We start from the raw sequence: 17,868 nt of genomic DNA on the forward strand, positions 1-17,868 counted from the left end.
ATTGCGCAAATTATTTCGGTGGTAGCGCTTCATATGCGATAGGTGTACCCGCTGCGGGACCATGACACCCATGAAGCGTGGCGCCAAACCACCGGTTCAACAGGTATCGATCCACCCAACCGTGGAATGGGTTAAATAACAACCGCTCGGCAATAATCTCGCCGGTGACTCGATTTCGTACCAAATCTCGAAGGCGACTAACACGAGCCGTTTTATCTGGCTGCCATCCTTCATAAACCACCTCGTACTCGGCTGTAGGCTGATCTAGTTCAGTTTTCTTGATACTTCCATCTGACTGCCGCTCATACCGAATCACCTTGGTGCCAGGGCGTTTGGTTTCTACAAAACGATAAGCATAGTGATAGGGATGGTTCAGTAGCGTATTTTCGCTAGCCCCTTGGTCGAAATATCCCTCCACCTGAACTTTTTTGTAGATATGCAGGCCCGCCTTCGGACACACCTTTGTCATGGCAATTGAATTCAGCGTGACATCGCCCAACGGAATCGCGTAGGCCAAGATCAACACCACCAGCACTGCGAATACTTTTTTCAAGCCAGCCAACTTTGGGCTGCGCACCACCCTCCACAGCACCCAGATGACAAGCGGCAGATAAAAAATCGCCAAGACAAGCAACGACAGGTCCGAGATATAGAGTTTCATCTATGCTGCCTCCTTCCAACGCCGCTTTAACCGGTTCCCGCGACAGCCCAGAAACATCATGCTATGCGCATAGCCGGCTTTTGACATATAATCCGCTCGGGCCATATCCAATCCGTCCCCAACATTTCCAAACAGCATGTCATCGCCACCATTGCCCCACAGGGTGTCATTCCCCGTTCCCCCATCCAGCATGTCCGCCCCATGCAGCCCGCCCGGAATACCGCTGCCGTCGCTGTCCTGGATAACGTAGACATCGGTGCCCGTCCCGCCTTCGAGACGGTCGGCACCCTTGCCGCCGTCGAGGGTGTCGCTGCCCGCGCCGCCAAATACGAGATGCCGCAACTGCGGGCTGCTCTTCACGTCGTACGGGTTGCCCACCCACAGCTCGGCACCGCCGGCTTCGTCCTTGAAGTGCCAGGCACTGCCGTCGTAAACCCGGCCCACGTCGGTGTCTTCGGTGTAGGTTTTGTTTTTCCAGGTAAGGAAGGCGGCGCGGTCGGCTAGATACAGCTCGCTCAGGGTACCGCTGCCAGTGGCGGGGTCGTAGAGATCGAGTTCGCCGTTCTGGTTGTGTTGGGCATAGTCCGCGCCCAGGACAACGAAGGGGTTGAGTTCCTTGAGGGCGTAGCGGTAGGCCAGCCCGGTGGCGTCGGGGCGCTGGGCTTCGGTGACGAGGGTGTCGCGGGAGGTGGTGGCAAGCGGAATAAGCGTGGTAGTCCCCGCCACCGCGTTGCGGATGAGAACGATCCGCTCGTAGAGTTTTTGGCGGTCGTCCGTCGCGGCAATCTTCGCACCCACCTTGAACAGATCGCCCAGGGCATTAACCAGATTCTCCAGGCTCATGTTGCGGGTAGGGCTGGCTGCTTCAAACACCGGCTTGAGCTGGGCCAACACCGCACCCGCCGTGGCGTTCTGTAGGTTTCTGGCGATGCGAATCAAGAGGTCATAGACCGCCGCGCTGTCCGCCATCTGCCCCACGCCGTGACCGAAGGTGCTGGCATACACTGTATCCTGCTCAATGAACAGGGATTGGTGATCGCCGGGCTGCATCAACCCGAAGAAACTGTTCATGGTTACGATCTCGGCATTCTTGTCGCCATAGAGATTGACGATGTCCGATGGCCTGAAATCGGCTTCGCCGCCGAGCATGGAGAACAGATTCGGTATGTTCGCCTGCGCGGTCAGGCTCAGGCCGGGGATCAATCCAGTCGGATAGCCCGCGCCGTTGAAGGTGACAGCTCGTTTGCCCCAGGCTGGAAACAAGCGGGTGAAGGCGGTCGCAAGATGGCCGCCGAGGCTGTGGCCGGTGGCAGCCATGAGGTTGTCGCTGAGCCCTACCTTGCCGAGCCCGGTTGCTCGGTAGCCAAGGTCTATCGTCCATTTGATGCCGCTCTCATCAATGAGTTGGCTATCAGGTGTCGATGATGACGCCGGCACCAATGTCGCCTGCTTCGCCCACTCTCCAACCGGCGTGATCAACCGCTGCCAGTAGTTGTACATGTCGATGATCTGACGGAAGGCCAGCCCATTTTTGACGAGTTCGTTGAAGCAGGCCTCAAATAAGTCCATGCCAACTTGCTCGGTGCCGCGCAAAGCAAACACGAGATCGCCCGCCTTCACGCCGGTCAGCGGATCATTGTCGATACGTTTGAACAGGGTCGCGGAAAAGCCGCTGGCTGTGTTGGGGAGGTGATCGACTACTGCCCAGTGGGTTGCGAAGTCGGTGGCTTGAGAGTTACTGAACCCTTCTGTGACCAGAGCGTCTCTCGTCCCCTGCTGATCAAATTTAGCGTAGCTCGCCTCAGCCAACTGAGCCAGATCAAACAAAGTAGTGGAATTCGTCGTCATTCCCAGTCTCCTTTTTGCATCTGCAGTTTTTTGCGGAACTCTCTAGCCATTGACGCATGTCGAACTCGCTGCTCATCACCACACGAATCAGAACGAAGCCAGAACTTCCAAGAGCCTTCCCCACCTATCGCTAGAAGGTTATACCCACTACGAAAATCAACGTCTCTGATAATGACATCTTGTGTCTCAATATCGACGATCTCGCCTTTCATCCGCGTTATTGGAAACAAACCAACCGGTTCAATGACAAATCGCCACTCAAATCGCTCATTCATTTTCCTGACGTTGCCCACTTCTAGTTGCACCTCCGTCGGAGCGCTGTATGGTTTCAACGTCTCCATCACCCCCGGATTCTCTTTCATCCACTCCTCCGGCGTCTTGTAAACCCAGAACCCCGCTTGCGTGGCGCAGTAGTACTTGTGCGCAACCAGCGTCGGGATCCAGTCCCAAAACACCAGGTTGTACATGACCAGCGCCGCCAGCCCACCCCACACCCACGGCCTGCGGTTGTGTTTCTTTGCCCATTTCGTGGCGGCAAGAACTACGCCCGTGGAAACAGCGAGGTAGATCACAAAGAAGAACAGGATCACCAGGAAGATCATTTACGCCGCCTTCTTCCAATCAACGCTCCACCGGAGCCCATCCGCGCAACATCCCCGGCACATTATGCTATACGCATAGCCGGCTTTTGACATATAGCCCGTTCTGGCCATATCCAATCCGTCCCCAACATTTCCGAACAGCGTGTCGTCGCCGCCATTGCCCCACAGGGCGTCATTCCCCGTTCCCCCATCCAGCAGTCCGCTCCATGCAGCCCGCCCGGAATACCGCTGCCGTCGCTGTCCTGGATGCTGTCGCCGGAGAGCACGTCGTCTCCCTCCTGCCCGTACAGCAGGTCGTTGCCTTCGCTCCCGAACAGCACGTCCTGGCCAATACCGCCCAGCAGCACGTCGTTGCCCAGCTGCCCGAACACCCAGTCGTCCCCCGCTCCGCCATACAGCACATCCGCCCCACCCGCGCCGTCCACCCAGGAGCTGGCGTCGGCGTAGATGCGCTTGTAGAGCGTGACCTCGTCCGCCCGCGTGCTCACTTCCCGCGTGATGCGCCAGTCCGGATTGACGCTCAGGTACCTGAAGTCGCTCCAGGTGTCGGCGGTCTCGTCGCCCATGAGGAAGTCGTCGCCCTGGCCGCCGATCAGGATGTCGTTACCTTCTCCACCCAGCAGCGCGTCATTGTCCAGGCTACCCACCAGGGTGTCGCGGCCCTCGCCGCCGTCCAGCCAGTCGCCCTTGAGGCCGCTGCCGCTTCCCATCTCGCCGCCGGCAATGGCGCTGTCGATGGCTTCCGCGCGGGCGGAGTAGAGTTGGTCATCCCCCGCGCCGCCAAACAGGCGGTCGGCACCCGTGACGCCTTCCACGGTGTCGTTGCCCGCCCCGGCAGTGGCCAGGTCGTCGCCGCTGCCGGTGTCGAGCCAGTCATGGCCGCCCCGGTCGGCGTGGAGGATGTCGTTGCCGCCAGCACTGATGAGTTTGTCGTTGCCGGTGCTGTCATAGAGGGTGTCGATGCGGTCTGGATCATTCACCGCCGGGTCGGTGATGACGTTGCCCAGTTCGTCGACTTGCATTTGCACGCCGGGGGTGGCCGGGTCGAAGTCGATCGGGGCAAGGTCGCCCTGGATCACGCGGTCTTCGGGTGGGGGCGGGGTGACGGTGGGGGCGTCGGGAAGGGCGATGCCCAGGTCCCCGGCAGCGAAGTTCTCGATGGTGATGTTGCCGGCATCACTGGTGACGGTGAGGGTGCCGCGGCCGGTGGCGTCGGGGGTGAAGGTGTAGGTGGTGGTGCCCTTTTGCCAAACACCGGGCGATTGATAATCGCCGCCGTCGAGCACGCTGCCATCGAGCATGATGATGCCCAGGCCGTCGCTGTCGCGGATGACGTCGTTGGCTTTGTTGGCGCTGGTGAGGAGATAGATGTCGCTGCCCGCGCCGCCTTCGAGGCGGTCGGCACCCTTGCCGCCGTCGAGGGTGTCGTTGCCGGCACCGCCGATCAATACATCCCGGCCGTCTTCGCCTTTGAGGCTGTCATCGCCCAGTTGACCTTCGAGGTAGTCTGAGCCTTTGCCACCGGATAGGACGTCGTTGCCTCCGCCGCCGTAGAGGTGATCCGCGTTGTCACCCCCGGTGAGGGTGTCGCTGCCCGCGCCGCCAAATACGAGATGCCGCAACTGCGGGCTGCGCTTCACGTCGTACGGGTTGCCCACCCACAGCTCGGCACCGCCGGCTTCGTCCTTGAAGTGCCAGGCACTGCCGTCGTAAACCCGGCCCACGTCGGTGTCTTCGGTGTAGGTTTTGTTTTTCCAGGCAAGGAAGGCGGCACGGTCTTGCAGGTAGAGGGTGGTGAGGGTGCCCGTGCCGGTGGCGGGATCGTAGAGATCGAGTTCGCCGTTCTGGTTGTGTGGGGTATAGTCCGCGCCGACGACAACGAAGGGATTGAGTTCCTTGAGGGCGTAGCGGTAGGCAATGCCTTCGGCGTCGGTGCGCTGGGCTTCGGTGACGAGGGTGTCGCGGGAGGTAGCGACGAGGGATACGACGGTGCCGGTACCGAGAGCCGCTTGCAGGTCGTAGAGGTGGGTGTAGAAATCGTTGCGGTCGGTCTCGATGGCGGAATAGGTCTTGCCGTAAATCTTGCCCAATGCGGCAAGCACGGCTTCCAGGCTGTTGGCGGCGATGTTGGACGATGCCTTGAGTATGCTGGTGATTGCGTCCACCCCACCGCTATTCAAGGCCGGGTCAAGTTGCGCAAAGAGTGCGTAGACGGCGAGTGAATCTGTGAGGCCCACAATGCTGTGATTGTCGATTGGATTAAGGCGACTTTCCGTTTCGATGAACAGAGGCGGCGCAAGTTGGGCACCCAGACCGGAGATCAACGAAACTCCAGCCGAGCCTCGAATACTTGTAATGCCTGGCACCAGTGCGGTATTTGAGAATCCAAAAGCAGCGCGGAAGGCATCCAGTGCGTTACCAATTGGGCCGCCAATACCAGGTGCGTTATATAGATAAATCTCGCCAGACTGCCCAGAAAACCAGGTGCCGATCGCTGCGGCCAGATAGCCGCCGAGGGAATGGCCGGTGATGGCAAACCCACTGGGCAACGTGCCGTTGGATATCCAGCTTGCGACCTGCGTGCGAAGCTGAATGAACTGCGGATTTAGGTAGGGCGGAAATCCCAAGGCGAGGATGTAGTCGGCATTGAAGTCGCCTGGGCTTTCGGTGCCACGAATCGCCAGGTATTTCTTGCCGGTGGCGTTCTCCTGAAACACCGTGGCGGATACCCCAGAGGCGTCGGTGTAGCGATCGATGGCCGTCCAGTTCGAAATAAAATCGGCAGCTTGAATGCTTGTCATGCCAATATTTACTAAATCAGCCGATAACATACCATCGGCGTAGGCCGCCATAGCCAAAAGTCCTTGAGTATTCAGCGTATTAATCTGCGTCATTTTCTATTCTCCAGATATCGTGATTACTGTTTGACGAAAACATTGCTCGGGAAGCCATCCTTTGGGCATGTGTGATGTGACGGATGCCAAGGGCCTATCGGGTCGCCACCTCTCCGGGTATAGGAGACAAGTTTGGCCATCACTTTTTTATCACTAGCCCGGACTATCTTGGTTTCGCTTCTCCAGATGACCAGATCATTTATATGGACGCTACCTGAGTTTCCTTTGATATTCCTTGTTGAAAAATCGTAGTAGTAACTATCCTTGGCCTGAGCATATTTAATGCTTGGTGGCAAAATGGCTTGCCCATTGAGGTCAAATTTCTCTGCTGGCAACTTGACCACTTCGTAAATTTCGCTTCCTCCATCCTTCGCGCAAAGCTCGTCCACCAGTTTGTCTGCTCGCCATTTGTTGAACGCGGGGATACCCCACCAAACCGAGAAAAAAATGGTAAACGCGACCCACCCCCATAATTTCGAGCGAGAAAACATTGATGCTGGAAATTTCTTGCTCATGCCGCCGCCCTCCACTCATCGCGAATTTCCACACTGCCTTTCGGCTCTCCGGAAACCCAATGACCCTCGATGTAATTGCTGTCATCACCCCGCTCACCCAGGCAGCCGTGACCCGTACTGCCGTAGAGCTTGTCGTTGCTGCTGCCGCCATACAGCCGATCCTCAACCCCCGGATGCGCGCTGCCGTCGGTCTCCACATTGCCGAGTGCGTCGTAGTGGTAGCCTCGGCTCGGCGGGCCGTATTCGATGGGGTTTAAGTCGCCCGCGACGGTGAGCGTGCTCGCCACCGGCGGGACGGCGAGATTGTTCAGCTGGACGCCGAGGTGGCCGTTCTGGAAGCGGCGCACGAACAGGCGCTCGCCGCTCTGGTTGCCGCCGGTCAGCGCGTGGCCGTCGCATTCGATGCGGCCATGGCTGTATTGGTCGAGAAGGGTGTCGTTGCCGGCACCGCCGATCAATACATCCCGGCCGTCTTCGCCTTTGAGGGTGTCATCGCCCAGTTGACCTTCGAGGTAGTCTGAGCCTTTGCCACCGGATAGGACGTCATTGCCTGCGCCGCCGTAGAGGTGATCCGCGTTGTCACCCCCGGTGAGGCCGACATCGTCCTGGTCGGAGCCGAAGAGGATTTTGGCGGGCGTGCTCAACGCGCCCCAATAGCTGCCTTGCACCTGCAAGGTGGTGTTCCGCGCTTCGTCCCTGAATTCCCAGTTCTGGCCGAGGCTCTTGGAGGCCTGCACCGCGACGCCGGCCGCGAGGTCCTGGGTGTTGGCGACGTTCTTCCAGGCAAGAAAGGCGGCACGGTCTTGCAGGTAGAGTTCGCTCAGGGTACCGCTGCCAGTGGCGGGGTCGTAGAGATCGAGTTCGCCGCTGGCGTTGAAGCTGCTGTAGTCCGCGCCGACGACAGCGAAGGGGTTGAGTTCCTTGAGGGCGTAGCGGTAGGCCAGCCCAGTGGCGTCGGGGCGCTTAGCTTCGGTGACCAGGGTGTCGCGGGAGGTGGTGGCGAGGGATACGACGGTGCCGGTACCGAGAGCCGCTTGCAGGTCGTAGAGGTGGGTGTAGAAATCGTTGCGGTCGGTCTCGATGGCGGAATAGGTCTTGCCGTAAATCTTGCCCAATGCGGCAAGCACGGCTTCCAGGCTGTTGGCGGCGATGTTGGCGGAGGCTTGCAGAATGGCGGTGATTTTGCTGAGGCCGTCTGCGGCGGTGTTGAGCCTCGGGTCGAGCTTGGCAAACAGGGCGTAGAGGGCGAGGGAGTCGGTCATCTGGCCTGCGCCGTGGCCGCCGTAGATTGGCGGGAGTGGCGAGGCGCTTTCGATGAACACGCCGTCGTAGCCGTCCGGCTGTTGCAGGATGAGGTTGTTCATGGCGGCGAATTCGAGGCCGGCAGTGCCGTAAACGTTCTGGATCAAGCCCGCATCGAAGCTACTGGCGCCGCCCAGCGCCGTGAACAGATTGTTCACGGTGGGGTTGTCCAGTTTGAAACCCAGACCATTGATGGCGACGGCCTGCGCGCCCCAGGAGGGAAACAACCGGGTGAAGGCCATGGCCAGGTGTCCACCCAGGCTGTGTCCGCTCGCCGCGACGGTAGCGGTCAGAGGGTTCACCGATCCGGTAGCAACGCGGAGGTCTGGCGCCGAGAGCCGGCTTGAATCCACAAATTCGATGCCGTAGGTGACCCCGGCAATCTGAATCGGGTTGGGGAAGAAGCTCAGCGAAGTCGTAAGTCGGGCCGCAGTATAGGTCGTTCCCCGCGGCGTGGTGGCCCGCTGCCAAAAGTTGTAGAGGTCAACCAGTTGCTGCACGGCAATGCCGTCGTTGACGATGAGCGCGGCATCGGCGATGAAGTCCACCGCCTCCAGCGAGCCACGGATCGCCAGGGTGTACTGGCCAGGATGGTCCAGGCTCTCGAAGATCGTCGCGGAGAAGCCGCTGAGCAAATCCGGCACGTGGTCGACGACTTTCCAGTGTTGTGCGAACCCCGTCGCCTGGGCGAGGGGGAATGAGCCACCGAACACGGGCTTATTGGCAACATCAAGAGCTTGTTGAAGCGCGGCCTGATCACCTATCGCTGAGGCAAGATTGGCGTATGCAGCTTCAGCCAGTTGTGCTTGGTCAAACAATGAAGTGATGGTGCTCATTTTCTTCCCCTCATCTGTTCAAGTTGTGCCGCGCGGATTCAAGTTTGAAGTGCAATTTTGATTAACTGGAAGGTGAGTCAGAATGCGTAAGCATTTTGCCCCATCAACCGCCAAGTCGAAGTTGCCCAATGAACTACACGCATCTGACCCAGAACGAACGATACCAAATTTACGTCCTGCTCAAAGCCGGCCATACACAGCGCGAGATCGCCCAGTTGCTCGACCGTCACCCTTCCACCATCAGCCGCGAGCTTGCCCGCAACAGCGGATTGCGCGGCTACCGGCCCCGGCAGGCGCAGCGCCTGTCCGAGGTGCGGGCGGCCAATAGCCGCAACGCGCCGCGCATCTCCCCGGAAGTCTGGGAGGAAGCCCAAAGACGACTTGTCCTGCAACACAGTCCCGAGCAGATCGCCGCGCATCTGCCGATCAGCCATGAGGCGATCTACCAGCGCATCTATGCCGACAAGCGAGCCGGCGGCGAGTTGTGGCGCAACCTCCGATGCCAGAAACAGCGCCGCAAACGCTATGCTTCGGGCCGTAGCCTGCGCGGCCAAATCCCCGGCCGCAGACCGATTGCCTCACGCCCGCAGACTGTTGAGTCGCGCCACCAGATCGGCCATTGGGAGGGCGACACCCTCATCGGCGCTGGCCGCAAACAGGCCATCGTCAACCTCACCGAGCGCAAGTCCGGTTTCTGCCTGCTGGCCCACGTGCGCAACAAGACCAGCGAGGCGGTGAGCGAGGCCATCATCCGCTTGCTCTCACCCTTCCAGGCCAGAGTGAAGACGCTCACATTCGACAATGGCCTGGAATTCGCCCGACATGGCGAGATTGACCGAGCACTCCAGTCCACATCCTATTTCGCCGACCCTTATGCCTCCTGGCAGCGCGGCACGAACGAGAATACCAATGGCCTCATCCGCCAGTACCTGCCCAAGTCCAGGGCCTTTGACACCGTCACCCAAGAGGAGTTGGCCATGATCATGGACCGCCTGAACCACCGGCCCAGAAAACGCCTGGGCTGGAAAACCCCTCATCAGGTTTTTATGCAATCATTCAACCGCGTTGCACTTCGTGGTTGAATCCGCCCCGTAAAGTTCCAAAATTCCATCGCGGCACATGGTTTCTGGTTTAGCCAGAACTTCCATCCTCCACCAGTGGCGATATTCCCAACGCCAGAACCGACATCAACAGCCCGTTCCAAAACCTCGCCGGTCTTTGCGTCTAGTAATCGTCGCTCTGATATAGTTGTCGACAAAAATGGGATTGGTCGCCGGCGACGTGTTTCGATTGCGAACCTGTCGTCTAAGCGGTCTACCTCCCCGAAAGGCGTGCTTTGATGCGGTTTCAGCTGTAGTTTCAACGTCTCCATCACCCTCGGATTCTCTGCCTTCCACTGATCCAGCGTCTTGTACACCCAGAACCCCGCCTGCGTGGCGCAGTAGTATTTGTGCGCAACCATCGTCGGTATCCAGTCCCAGAACACCAGGTTGTACATGACGAACGCCGCCAGCCCACCCCACACCCACGGCCTGCGCTCGCGCTTTCTTGCCCAGCGTGCTGCGTAACGCACCACGCCGACGGACACCAGCAGATAGAGTCCCAGCACAACGAGAATGACCAAGCCCATCACGCCCCCTTCCATTCATTATTCATTGGGTGATTCAGGTTCATCATGGTCTGTGTCACGGCAGCGTCTGGCGCAACACCGATGCCAAGACCTTGCGCAAAAGCGCCGAAGCTACCGGTTGATGCCATTGCGGCAGCACCAGCGGCCACCGCCGCCACAAATGAAGCCTGGTTCGCCGGCGTGCTCATGCCCCCTTGGTAAGCGCCGTACGCATCCCCTGCGGCGGCAGCCACTTCCTCCCCGTCACAATACCGCTCATCTCAAGCTCCTATCCTGAGGAAAAACGCAAATACGCCACAAAAAATCAACCAGATCGTCGTCCCGGCTGCGCCGAATGCAATGCCGACTCAAAAAATGGCTTCTTCTTTCTTGGTTTGTGGATATAACTCCATTGCCACAACCTGCCTCGGGTTCGGAAACCCCCACTGTTTCGTGGGATGCCATCCACCTGGATAGTCTTTGACCTTCCAATTTAGCATGAGGAACATCGCCATTAGGCTTAGGAATAGCGCCATTGCCCAGCCGCTGAGTGTGGAAAAGTCGCGGAATAAATGGCCCGCTATTGGGGTGTTTTCGATGACGGCGCGCCAACTCTTCGAAAAGGTGGGAAGTAGTACGATCACAAAGCCGCTAATGGCAAAAATGACTTGTAGTGGGTACGACCACTTCGCAAGCCACCTTGCTGCTCGTTCGTGATATTTGCGGCGGGCGATGACGGCAGGTTCCGCCTCTCCTCGCGGCTCTGTCAGCCCATGAATCTTTCGCATTTGCTCTTTGCTCAACGCCATCACATCTCGTCTTTCACCAAACTCATGTGCATCGCATGCTGCCCCATATTCACCACCTCATCCACCTGCAAGCCCTTGGGCACCTGGTGCGTGATGAAGATCATCGTCACCTTACCTTTCAAGCGGTTGATCGTCTGGGCGAAGTGTTCGGCGGTCTGTTGATCCAGGTTGGAAATCGCCTCGTCGAAGATCAGCACCTTGGGGCGTTTCAATAGCGCCCGGGCAATGGCGATGCGCTGGCGCTGCCCGCCCGATAGCCCGGTACCGCGCTCGCCGATTTCAGTTTGATAGCCCTGAGGCAGTTTCTCGATCACTTCGTGGATTTCCGCCGCTTTGCAGGCGGCGATCACGTCCTCGAAACTGGCGTGGGGATGCGCCATGACCAGGTTGTCGTACACCGTGCCGGAGAACAGCACCGTCTCCTGCGGCACCACGCCGAAGGCGGCTCGGAGTTCGTTGGCGGCGAGTTGCCGGATGTCGCGCCCATCAAGCAGGATTTGCCCTTCCTGCGGCCAGTAGAAGCCCAACATCAATTTGGCCAGCGTGCTCTTGCCGCAGCCGCTGGGCCCCATCAGCACGGTGAGCTTGCCGGCAGGGATGATGAGGGTGAGGTTACGGTAGAGCCAGGGATGCTGCGCGGAGTAACGGAAGGAAAGGTCCTTGATCTCGATCCGGCCTTCCCCGCCCGCGGCCCGCTGCGGCGTGAGGGTGAAGGGCTCCTGCGGCATGTCCAGAATGTCACCCAGGCGCTTGACGGAAATGCTGGCCTGCTGGAATTCCTGCCACAGTCCAACCAGGCGTAACAGGGGCTGGCTCAAGCGGCTGGCGAACATCTGGAAGGCGACCAGCATGCCCACGGTCATGCCCGCTTCGGGTTGCATCACCAGCCAGGCCCCGACGATGAGGATAGAGAGTGTCATCACCTGCTCCAAGCCGTTGGCGACGACGTTGTAGGTGTTGCCCACCTGTTTGGTGGCAAAGCCCGCCGAGAGGTATTGGGCCAGATAGGTGCCGTAGCGTTTGCCCACGTCCGGCTCCAGTTGCAGGGATTTGACCGTGGCCATGCCCGCCAGGTATTCGGTGAGGAAGGCCTGATTGCGCGCGCCGAGCAGGAACTGCTTGTCCAGCCGCTCGCGGAAGACGGGCACCATGATGAGGCTCGCCAGAACGATCAGCGCCAGGATGCCCACGGCAATCAGCGTGAGCTGCCAGCTGTAGGAGAACATCACCGCCAGGAAGATGAACAGGAAGGGCAGATCGAGCACCAGACTCACCGCCGCGCCGGAAATGAACTCACGCAACTGCTCCACGCCGTGCAGGCGTGCCACCAAGGTGCCGGTGGGCCGCGCCTCGAAATACGGTAAGGGCAGGTGCAGCAGATGCTTCAACACCTGCTCACCCAGTACGGCATCGATGCGGCTGCCGGTGTGCAGCACCAGATACTGCCGTAGCCAGCTCATGCCGCTGCTGAAGAGCATGAACACCACCAGGGCAACGCCCAGCACGATGAGCGTGCTTTCCGAATGATGGGCGATGACCTTGTCGATGATGACCTGGGTAAAGAGCGGCGTGGCCAGGCCCACCAATTGGATGGCGAGGCTGGCCAGCACCACATCACGCCAGATGTGCTTGTGGCGCAGTAGTTCCGGCACGAACCAGGAGAAGCCGAAGGGCTTTTTCTGGGACTCGGGGGATTTCCCCTGGCTGACGGATTCCGACACGGGCGGATCGGCCTGCGCCACCAGCAGCAGAACCGGCGCGGCTTGAGTGCGGGCGATGTCGAGCGCCACGGTTTCCGGTGCAGACTGGCCGGGCTTGACCCAGGCCAGGGTGTCATCACCGTGCCGGACGATCAGCGCCGGGGTGAGCGGAGCGCGGGATAACGGCGGAGGAGAGACGGCAGTTTCCGTTTCGGTAGAAGTCGTGGGTGTGGATTCATCTCTTGGGGCAGCCAGCAGCGCCACGGCAGGCAGCGGCAAAGATGAGAGCCCCGCTTCGGGCCAGTGCGCGAATCCCGCCTCGAGGCCGAGCGCGCCCAAGGCCTCGATCAGCGTGGGCAGATCGATTGGCGGCGGAAAACGCTTGATCACCAGCTCGGCATCGAAGGGCTGGCGGTAGAAACTGGCCAGGCTCGCCAGGAGCCACAGCGCGGACTGTGTGTCTACGTATTCTTCCGGATCGGCAGCCGTGTCCTGATGCACTCCCTGCATGCTTTGTTCTTCTTTGTCATGGATTATTTATGACAAATGGATGATGTCATTGTAATTGGGGGGGCTGTCAATAGCAAGATGGCATTTTGTCGCGGAATTTTTTCAGAAGTGTTGCTGGCGGCGCACACTTGCCCACCCGCACATGCCCGCACAAACACGCCGAAACGCGCTTATGCTCGGAGAATCGGTTTGGTTTCGGTCGCGACCGCTCCACCAATATATAAAGGTCAACCGTTCTCGGTTGGCCTTTTTTCTTGCGCACTCGCGCGTGTTCGCGGGGACTCCTGCGGATTCCTGCGGACTTCCTTCCTCCGGTCGTCTCGCCCATCTCGGACCCATTTCGCTCTCTCCGCGCCGTTTTTCTCTCCGGCCTCATCCACTGTTGAAGGGCCGAAGTCCATAAAGGCCGTCGTGGGCGCTGTTCAATATCAATGAGTTACAAGTTGACCGCTCAAGTGGTTGGATTATGGCATCGCCCAGCCGAAGGAAACTACCTTGAAGCGGGACATCTAAACGTTCCGTTATGTCGGTCATTATTGACAACTACCTGCGTAATGAAACATCATGCCGACATGGAAACGAGCCCCCAAGCCATCCTCGACCTCGCGCGCAAACGCGGCCTCATCCGGCCGCGCGACCTGGAGCCGCTGGGCTTGCCCAGGGTCACGCTGACGCGTCTCGTCCGCCAGGGTGCGCTCACTCGGGTCGCTCGAGGGCTCTACGCGCTTCCGAACCGGTCCATCTCGGAACACACAGCGCTGGCCGAGGTAGCGCGCAAACATCCTCAAGCGATCGTGTGCCTGCTCTCGGCGCTGCGTTTCCACGAGCTCACCACCCAGTCGCCCTTCGAGGTCTGGCTCGCCATTCCCAATAAGGCCCGTGCGCCCCGGATCGACTATCCGCCGCTGCGCATAGTCCGCTTCTCTGATCCGCTGCTCAGCGAAGGCGTCGAGGAACACCTAATCGACGGCGTTCCGGTACGCATCACCAGTGTCGCAAGGACGGTGGCCGACTGCTTCAAGTACCGCAACAAGATCGGCCTGGATGTCGCGCTGGAGGCGCTGCGTGAGGCCTGGAAAGGAAAGCGCGTCGGCATGGACGAACTGTGGCAGTTTGCCAAGCTGTGCCGGGTGGCCAACGTCATGCGCCCCTACCTGGAGAGCCTGACGTGAGCAGCCGGAACACCGCCGCCTCGGTCCGTGCGCGACTGCTCGCCAAGGCCCGCACCGACAAGCAGGACTTCAACCTCGTCCTCACCCGCTACGCCCTGGAGCGGCTCCTGTATCGCCTGAGTGTTTCCGCTCATGCGGATCATTTCCTGCTCAAGGGCGCCTTGCTGTTCGATTTGTGGTTCGACATCCCGTATCGTCCGACACGCGACGCCGATCTGCTGGGCGTAGGCATCGCCGAGATCCCGCATGTCGAGGCGGCGTTTCGGGACATCTGTACGGTGGAACTGGACGACGGCATACGCTTCCAGCCTGACTCGGTACACGCGGAGGAGATCCGCAAGGAGGCCAACTACTCGGGTGTCCGGGTCACGCTGATCGGCCTGTTGGACGGTGCCCGATGCCACGTGCAGGTCGACGTGGGCTTCGGCGACGCCGTGACGCCCGGCCCCGAGGCCGTCGACTACCCGGTGATGCTGCCGGACATGCCAGCCCCGAAGCTGCGCGCCTACCCCCGGTACACGGTTGTCGCCGAGAAGCTGGAGGCACTGGTGTCGCTCGGCATCGCCAACAGCCGCATGAAGGATTACTTCGATCTCTGGATCTTGTCGCGCTATACCGACTTCGACGGCGCGCTCCTGTGCAAGGCGATCCACGCCACCTTCGAGCGCCGCAGGACACCGCTGCCGGAAGACGTCCCTTTCGGATTGAGCGACGAATTCGCGCAGGATCGGCAGAAGCAGACCCAGTGGCAGGCCTTCCTGAGGAAGAACGCCCTGGTCGAGCTTGCGCTTCCCGAGGTCGTGGCCGGTCTGCGTGCCTTCCTGTCATTCCCGCTGGATGCGCTCCAGCAAGGCGCTGCATGTCCGCAAACATGGCTTGCCGGAAATGGGTGGACGTCGAGTAGCGAGGAATCCAGCCGATGACCTGGAATCCCGATCTGCTCTTGGAGGATTTTCGCCGTGTCGCCGGCATGGCTGGCGTCTCGCTGGCGCTTAATGCCGTCGCGATCCAGCGGTGCCCTGCGCCGCACGTGCCGCCCAAGACATTACCGCCCGGCACCATGGCGGTGTACGTCTTCTCGTTTGGGCCTCATGTGCTGAAGGTCGGGAAGGTCGGCCCCAACAGCGCTGCTCGCTACACGGCTCAACACTACAACGCCGGCAGCGCGAAGAGCACCCTGGCAGCCTCCTTGATCAAACACGGCGAGCGCATCGGCATCAAAGGCCTGAACGAAACGAACGTCTCCGGCTGGATCAGGGAGCACACCGATCGGGTGAACTTCATCCTCGATGCGTCGCTCGGTGTCCACGTCCTCAACCTCCTCGAGGCATTTCTGCAGTGCCGCCTCCGGCCTGAGTTCGAGGGATTTGCCAGCCAAAGGATCGATCCCGAGGGAGGACAGGCATGAAGGAAGACATTCTCGAACAAATGGTGGACGAGTACCTGCAGCACAAGGGGTACTTCACCCGGCACAACATCAAGTTCCGGCCCGCCGGCGATCACGTGGAGTACGACACCCGCCAAGATGCCGTGCATAGCGACATCGACGTGATCGGCATCCATCCGCGACTCGACGGCGCACGTCGGGTGATGGTGGTGAGCTGCAAGAGCTGGCAGGGTGGCTTTCGTCCCGAATACTGGATCGATGCGATCGCCAAAAACAAGGTGGTCTCGGGGCGTGAGGCCTGGCGCGGGTTTCGCGAACTGACCAGGGAGAAGTGGGCCGCAGCGTTCAGGATGACGGTCGCCGAACTGACGGGGTCGTCCTCGTTCACCTACATCACGGCCGTCACGAAAGTCATCGGCAGCCGATCGGTGTGGGAAGACAACGCGGCGTTCCGTGAGCATCTCGGCGGCAACCCCATCGAGATACTGACCTTCGGCGACATGCTGAAAGAACTCTTTCCGTCCATCGACACGACCCTTGCCTCATCCGAAGTTGGACGGGTTCTGCAGCTGATCAAGGCGTCAGGCTGGTCTTTCGACAAGCAATCCAACCCGAAGGATGCCCGTGCGACGGGCATCAGCGATCGATGATGGCCCGCTGCTCCTCCCACAACAACGGCGTCCCCGACGCCAGGTCGAACAGGGTCACCTCCGGCGGCAGGGTCTCGTCGAGGATCGCGGCGACGATATCCGGCGCCAGGGTGGTGAGATTCACCATCCGGCTCACGTAGGCGCGATCCATCCCCTCGCGTTCGGCCACCTCGGACAGCGTGCGCGCCTCGCCGGACTCCACCATCGCCAGCCAGCGGTGGCCGCGGGCGAGCGCGAGCTGGATCGGCGTCGGCGTGTCGTCCCACGGGCGTGGTTGCACGGCGCTGCCATTCGGCAGGGTCACGGCCTTGCGGCTGCCGCGGCGCCTGATCCGGATCGGCACGGTGACGGTGAGACTGCCGTCGCTCGCGGTGATCACCTCGGGCTGACCGGTCTTGTCGATCAAGATCTCGCTGCGGGCTCCATCCCTGGAGCCCGCCCCTTCGGGGCCAGCCTTGCGGCTGTCCAAATTCGTTCCCGACGAATTTGTCATGCCACGGCCTCCTCAAGGGTTTCCGGGGCGGGCTGGGGGCGCAGCTCGTGGGCGAGCACCTCGATGCCATTGGGCCGGAACCGCACCTCGATGTCGTTCGGCGAGACGATCACCTTGTCGATGAGGAGCCGCACGATGCGCTGCTGCTCGGCCGGAAAGAGCTGATCCCAGATCGCATCCAGCCGGGTCATGGCCACCGTAACCTGGGCCCCGTCCAGGGAGGGATCGAGCCGGGCGGCGCGCTCGGCCACCCCGGCGACCATGCCCGGTGCGCGCAGCACCCGACGCATCTGCTCCAGCACCGCGGCCTCTAGGTCACCGGCCGGCAAGCGCGGCAGCCCGGAGGCGCCGGCGTGCTCCTTGTTCTCCCGCGTCGGCAGGTAGTAGCGGTAGATGCGTCCGTTCTTCTTGCGCGTGGACCAGGGCGTGAGTGCCCGGCCATCGATTCCCACGACGATCCCCTTGAGCAGGAACGGTACCCGGGCGCGGGTGTTGTTGCCTCGCACCCGGGAGTTCTGCGCGAGGATCGACTGGACAGCGTCCCAAATCTTGCGCTCGACGACGGGCGGGTGCTCGCCCGGATACCACTGATCGCGGTGGCGGATCTCGCCCAGGTAGACCCGGTTGTTGAGGATCTTGTAGACGAGGCTCTTGTCGATGGGCTTGCCTTCATGCACGCGCCCATTCTGGGCAACCCATGCCTTGGAAGTGACGCCGTCGAGGCGCAGCTCCTTCACGAGCATGGTCGAGGACCCGAGCTCGACGAAGCGCTGGAAGATGGGCGTGCGGGGATTTGGGGTCAGGGATTTGGGGTCAGGCCTTTACTTTATAGTCCACATCGCGCTTCCGGAGGTTTGTCGTCGAGCAGGCGCGGACGGTT

General features: G+C 60.5%; 17 protein-coding genes. 5 read left to right on the plus strand and 12 right to left on the minus strand.

What is annotated here, in order from left to right:
* Nucleotides 1-10 precede the first annotated feature (10 nt).
* The 6 genes from ACZ42P_RS08035 to ACZ42P_RS08060 form a co-directional block, all read right to left on the minus strand.
* Nucleotides 11-661 carry a hypothetical protein gene (locus ACZ42P_RS08035; RefSeq protein WP_464897034.1) on the minus strand — a complete coding sequence of 217 codons (651 nt, stop codon included), beginning with the start codon at nucleotides 659-661 and terminating at the stop codon, nucleotides 11-13.
* Nucleotides 662-2,509 (minus strand): calcium-binding protein, encoded by a 1,848-nt coding sequence (locus tag ACZ42P_RS08040; RefSeq protein ID WP_464897035.1) that lies wholly within the window; start codon nucleotides 2,507-2,509, stop codon nucleotides 662-664.
* Nucleotides 2,506-3,111 carry a hypothetical protein gene (locus ACZ42P_RS08045; protein WP_464897036.1) on the minus strand — a complete coding sequence of 202 codons (606 nt, stop codon included), beginning with the start codon at nucleotides 3,109-3,111 and terminating at the stop codon, nucleotides 2,506-2,508. Before ACZ42P_RS08045 ends, ACZ42P_RS08040 begins: the two co-directional genes overlap by 4 nt.
* Before the next feature lie 62 nt (nucleotides 3,112-3,173).
* Nucleotides 3,174-6,005 carry an alpha/beta hydrolase family protein gene (locus tag ACZ42P_RS08050; protein ID WP_464897037.1) on the minus strand — a complete coding sequence of 944 codons (2,832 nt, stop codon included), beginning with the start codon at nucleotides 6,003-6,005 and terminating at the stop codon, nucleotides 3,174-3,176.
* A 23-nt stretch (nucleotides 6,006-6,028) separates the two neighbouring features.
* Nucleotides 6,029-6,520: a hypothetical protein gene (locus ACZ42P_RS08055; RefSeq protein WP_464897038.1), complete on the minus strand. Its 492-nt coding sequence runs from the start codon at nucleotides 6,518-6,520 to the stop codon at nucleotides 6,029-6,031.
* Nucleotides 6,517-8,658, minus strand: a complete 2,142-nt coding sequence (locus ACZ42P_RS08060) for a calcium-binding protein (RefSeq protein ID WP_464897039.1) — start codon at nucleotides 8,656-8,658, stop codon at nucleotides 6,517-6,519. The genes ACZ42P_RS08055 and ACZ42P_RS08060 overlap by 4 nt, the downstream gene beginning before the upstream one ends.
* A 128-nt stretch (nucleotides 8,659-8,786) precedes the next feature.
* Here ACZ42P_RS08060 and ACZ42P_RS08065 point away from each other — a divergent pair, with 128 nt between their 5' ends.
* Nucleotides 8,787-9,740, plus strand: coding sequence for an IS30 family transposase (locus ACZ42P_RS08065; protein ID WP_464897040.1), 954 nt, complete (start codon nucleotides 8,787-8,789; stop codon nucleotides 9,738-9,740).
* Here ACZ42P_RS08065 and ACZ42P_RS08070 read toward each other — a convergent pair.
* The 4 genes from ACZ42P_RS08070 to ACZ42P_RS08085 all read right to left on the minus strand — a co-directional run bounded on the left by ACZ42P_RS08070 (nucleotide 9,695) and on the right by ACZ42P_RS08085 (nucleotide 13,286).
* A complete protein-coding gene (locus ACZ42P_RS08070) occupies nucleotides 9,695-10,291 on the minus strand; it encodes a hypothetical protein (RefSeq protein WP_464897041.1) in 597 nt (198 codons plus the stop codon). The two genes, ACZ42P_RS08065 and ACZ42P_RS08070, sit on opposite strands and share 46 nt — an antisense overlap.
* The gene (locus tag ACZ42P_RS08075) at nucleotides 10,288-10,476 is read right to left on the minus strand and encodes a hypothetical protein (RefSeq protein WP_464897042.1); all 189 of its coding nucleotides are present in this window, start codon (nucleotides 10,474-10,476) and stop codon (nucleotides 10,288-10,290) included. Before ACZ42P_RS08075 ends, ACZ42P_RS08070 begins: the two co-directional genes overlap by 4 nt.
* Before the next feature lie 159 nt (nucleotides 10,477-10,635).
* A complete protein-coding gene (locus tag ACZ42P_RS08080; protein WP_464897043.1) occupies nucleotides 10,636-11,076 on the minus strand; it encodes a hypothetical protein in 441 nt (146 codons plus the stop codon).
* On the minus strand, nucleotides 11,076-13,286 hold the full coding sequence (locus tag ACZ42P_RS08085) for a peptidase domain-containing ABC transporter (protein ID WP_464897044.1): 2,211 nt from the start codon (nucleotides 13,284-13,286) through the stop codon (nucleotides 11,076-11,078). The genes ACZ42P_RS08080 and ACZ42P_RS08085 overlap by 1 nt, the downstream gene beginning before the upstream one ends.
* A 572-nt stretch (nucleotides 13,287-13,858) precedes the next feature.
* Between ACZ42P_RS08085 and ACZ42P_RS08090 the strand changes: the two genes are divergently transcribed.
* Genes ACZ42P_RS08090 through ACZ42P_RS08105 form a run of 4 tightly spaced genes read left to right on the plus strand, consistent with a single transcriptional unit; the run spans nucleotide 13,859 to nucleotide 16,495 of the window.
* Nucleotides 13,859-14,458 carry a type IV toxin-antitoxin system AbiEi family antitoxin domain-containing protein gene (locus tag ACZ42P_RS08090; RefSeq protein WP_464897045.1) on the plus strand — a complete coding sequence of 200 codons (600 nt, stop codon included), beginning with the start codon at nucleotides 13,859-13,861 and terminating at the stop codon, nucleotides 14,456-14,458.
* A complete protein-coding gene (locus tag ACZ42P_RS08095) occupies nucleotides 14,455-15,381 on the plus strand; it encodes a nucleotidyl transferase AbiEii/AbiGii toxin family protein (protein WP_464897046.1) in 927 nt (308 codons plus the stop codon). Before ACZ42P_RS08090 ends, ACZ42P_RS08095 begins: the two co-directional genes overlap by 4 nt.
* Nucleotides 15,378-15,866: a hypothetical protein gene (locus ACZ42P_RS08100; RefSeq protein WP_464897047.1), complete on the plus strand. Its 489-nt coding sequence runs from the start codon at nucleotides 15,378-15,380 to the stop codon at nucleotides 15,864-15,866. Before ACZ42P_RS08095 ends, ACZ42P_RS08100 begins: the two co-directional genes overlap by 4 nt.
* A complete protein-coding gene (locus ACZ42P_RS08105) occupies nucleotides 15,863-16,495 on the plus strand; it encodes a hypothetical protein (protein WP_464897048.1) in 633 nt (210 codons plus the stop codon). Before ACZ42P_RS08100 ends, ACZ42P_RS08105 begins: the two co-directional genes overlap by 4 nt.
* Here the strand turns inward: ACZ42P_RS08105 and ACZ42P_RS08110 are convergent.
* Entirely contained in the window at nucleotides 16,482-16,901 is a 420-nt protein-coding gene (locus ACZ42P_RS08110; RefSeq protein ID WP_464897049.1) for a LacI family transcriptional regulator, read from the minus strand. The genes ACZ42P_RS08105 and ACZ42P_RS08110 overlap by 14 nt on opposite strands.
* An 83-nt stretch (nucleotides 16,902-16,984) precedes the next feature.
* Nucleotides 16,985-17,791: a recombinase family protein gene (locus tag ACZ42P_RS08115; protein ID WP_464899388.1), complete on the minus strand. Its 807-nt coding sequence runs from the start codon at nucleotides 17,789-17,791 to the stop codon at nucleotides 16,985-16,987.
* Nucleotides 17,792-17,868 lie beyond the last annotated feature (77 nt).

It is taken from the genome of Thiobacter subterraneus, from assembly GCF_055379455.1.

What these genes read in the sequence shown, in the direction of transcription:
- ACZ42P_RS08105 (WP_464897048.1), top strand. Translation starts at nt 15,863, where the DNA reads ATGAAGGAAGACATTCTCGAACAAATGGTGGACGAGTACCTGCAGCAC.
- ACZ42P_RS08065 (WP_464897040.1), top strand. Translation starts at nt 8,787, where the DNA reads ATGAACTACACGCATCTGACCCAGAACGAACGATACCAAATTTACGTC.
- ACZ42P_RS08045 (WP_464897036.1), bottom strand. Translation starts at nt 3,111, where the DNA reads ATGATCTTCCTGGTGATCCTGTTCTTCTTTGTGATCTACCTCGCTGTT.
- ACZ42P_RS08100 (WP_464897047.1), top strand. Translation starts at nt 15,378, where the DNA reads ATGACCTGGAATCCCGATCTGCTCTTGGAGGATTTTCGCCGTGTCGCC.
- ACZ42P_RS08060 (WP_464897039.1), bottom strand. Translation starts at nt 8,658, where the DNA reads ATGAGCACCATCACTTCATTGTTTGACCAAGCACAACTGGCTGAAGCT.
- ACZ42P_RS08035 (WP_464897034.1), bottom strand. Translation starts at nt 661, where the DNA reads ATGAAACTCTATATCTCGGACCTGTCGTTGCTTGTCTTGGCGATTTTT.
- ACZ42P_RS08055 (WP_464897038.1), bottom strand. Translation starts at nt 6,520, where the DNA reads ATGAGCAAGAAATTTCCAGCATCAATGTTTTCTCGCTCGAAATTATGG.
- ACZ42P_RS08085 (WP_464897044.1), bottom strand. Translation starts at nt 13,286, where the DNA reads ATGCAGGGAGTGCATCAGGACACGGCTGCCGATCCGGAAGAATACGTA.
- ACZ42P_RS08040 (WP_464897035.1), bottom strand. Translation starts at nt 2,509, where the DNA reads ATGACGACGAATTCCACTACTTTGTTTGATCTGGCTCAGTTGGCTGAG.
- ACZ42P_RS08075 (WP_464897042.1), bottom strand. Translation starts at nt 10,476, where the DNA reads ATGAGCACGCCGGCGAACCAGGCTTCATTTGTGGCGGCGGTGGCCGCT.
- ACZ42P_RS08080 (WP_464897043.1), bottom strand. Translation starts at nt 11,076, where the DNA reads ATGGCGTTGAGCAAAGAGCAAATGCGAAAGATTCATGGGCTGACAGAG.
- ACZ42P_RS08090 (WP_464897045.1), top strand. Translation starts at nt 13,859, where the DNA reads ATGGAAACGAGCCCCCAAGCCATCCTCGACCTCGCGCGCAAACGCGGC.
- ACZ42P_RS08050 (WP_464897037.1), bottom strand. Translation starts at nt 6,005, where the DNA reads ATGACGCAGATTAATACGCTGAATACTCAAGGACTTTTGGCTATGGCG.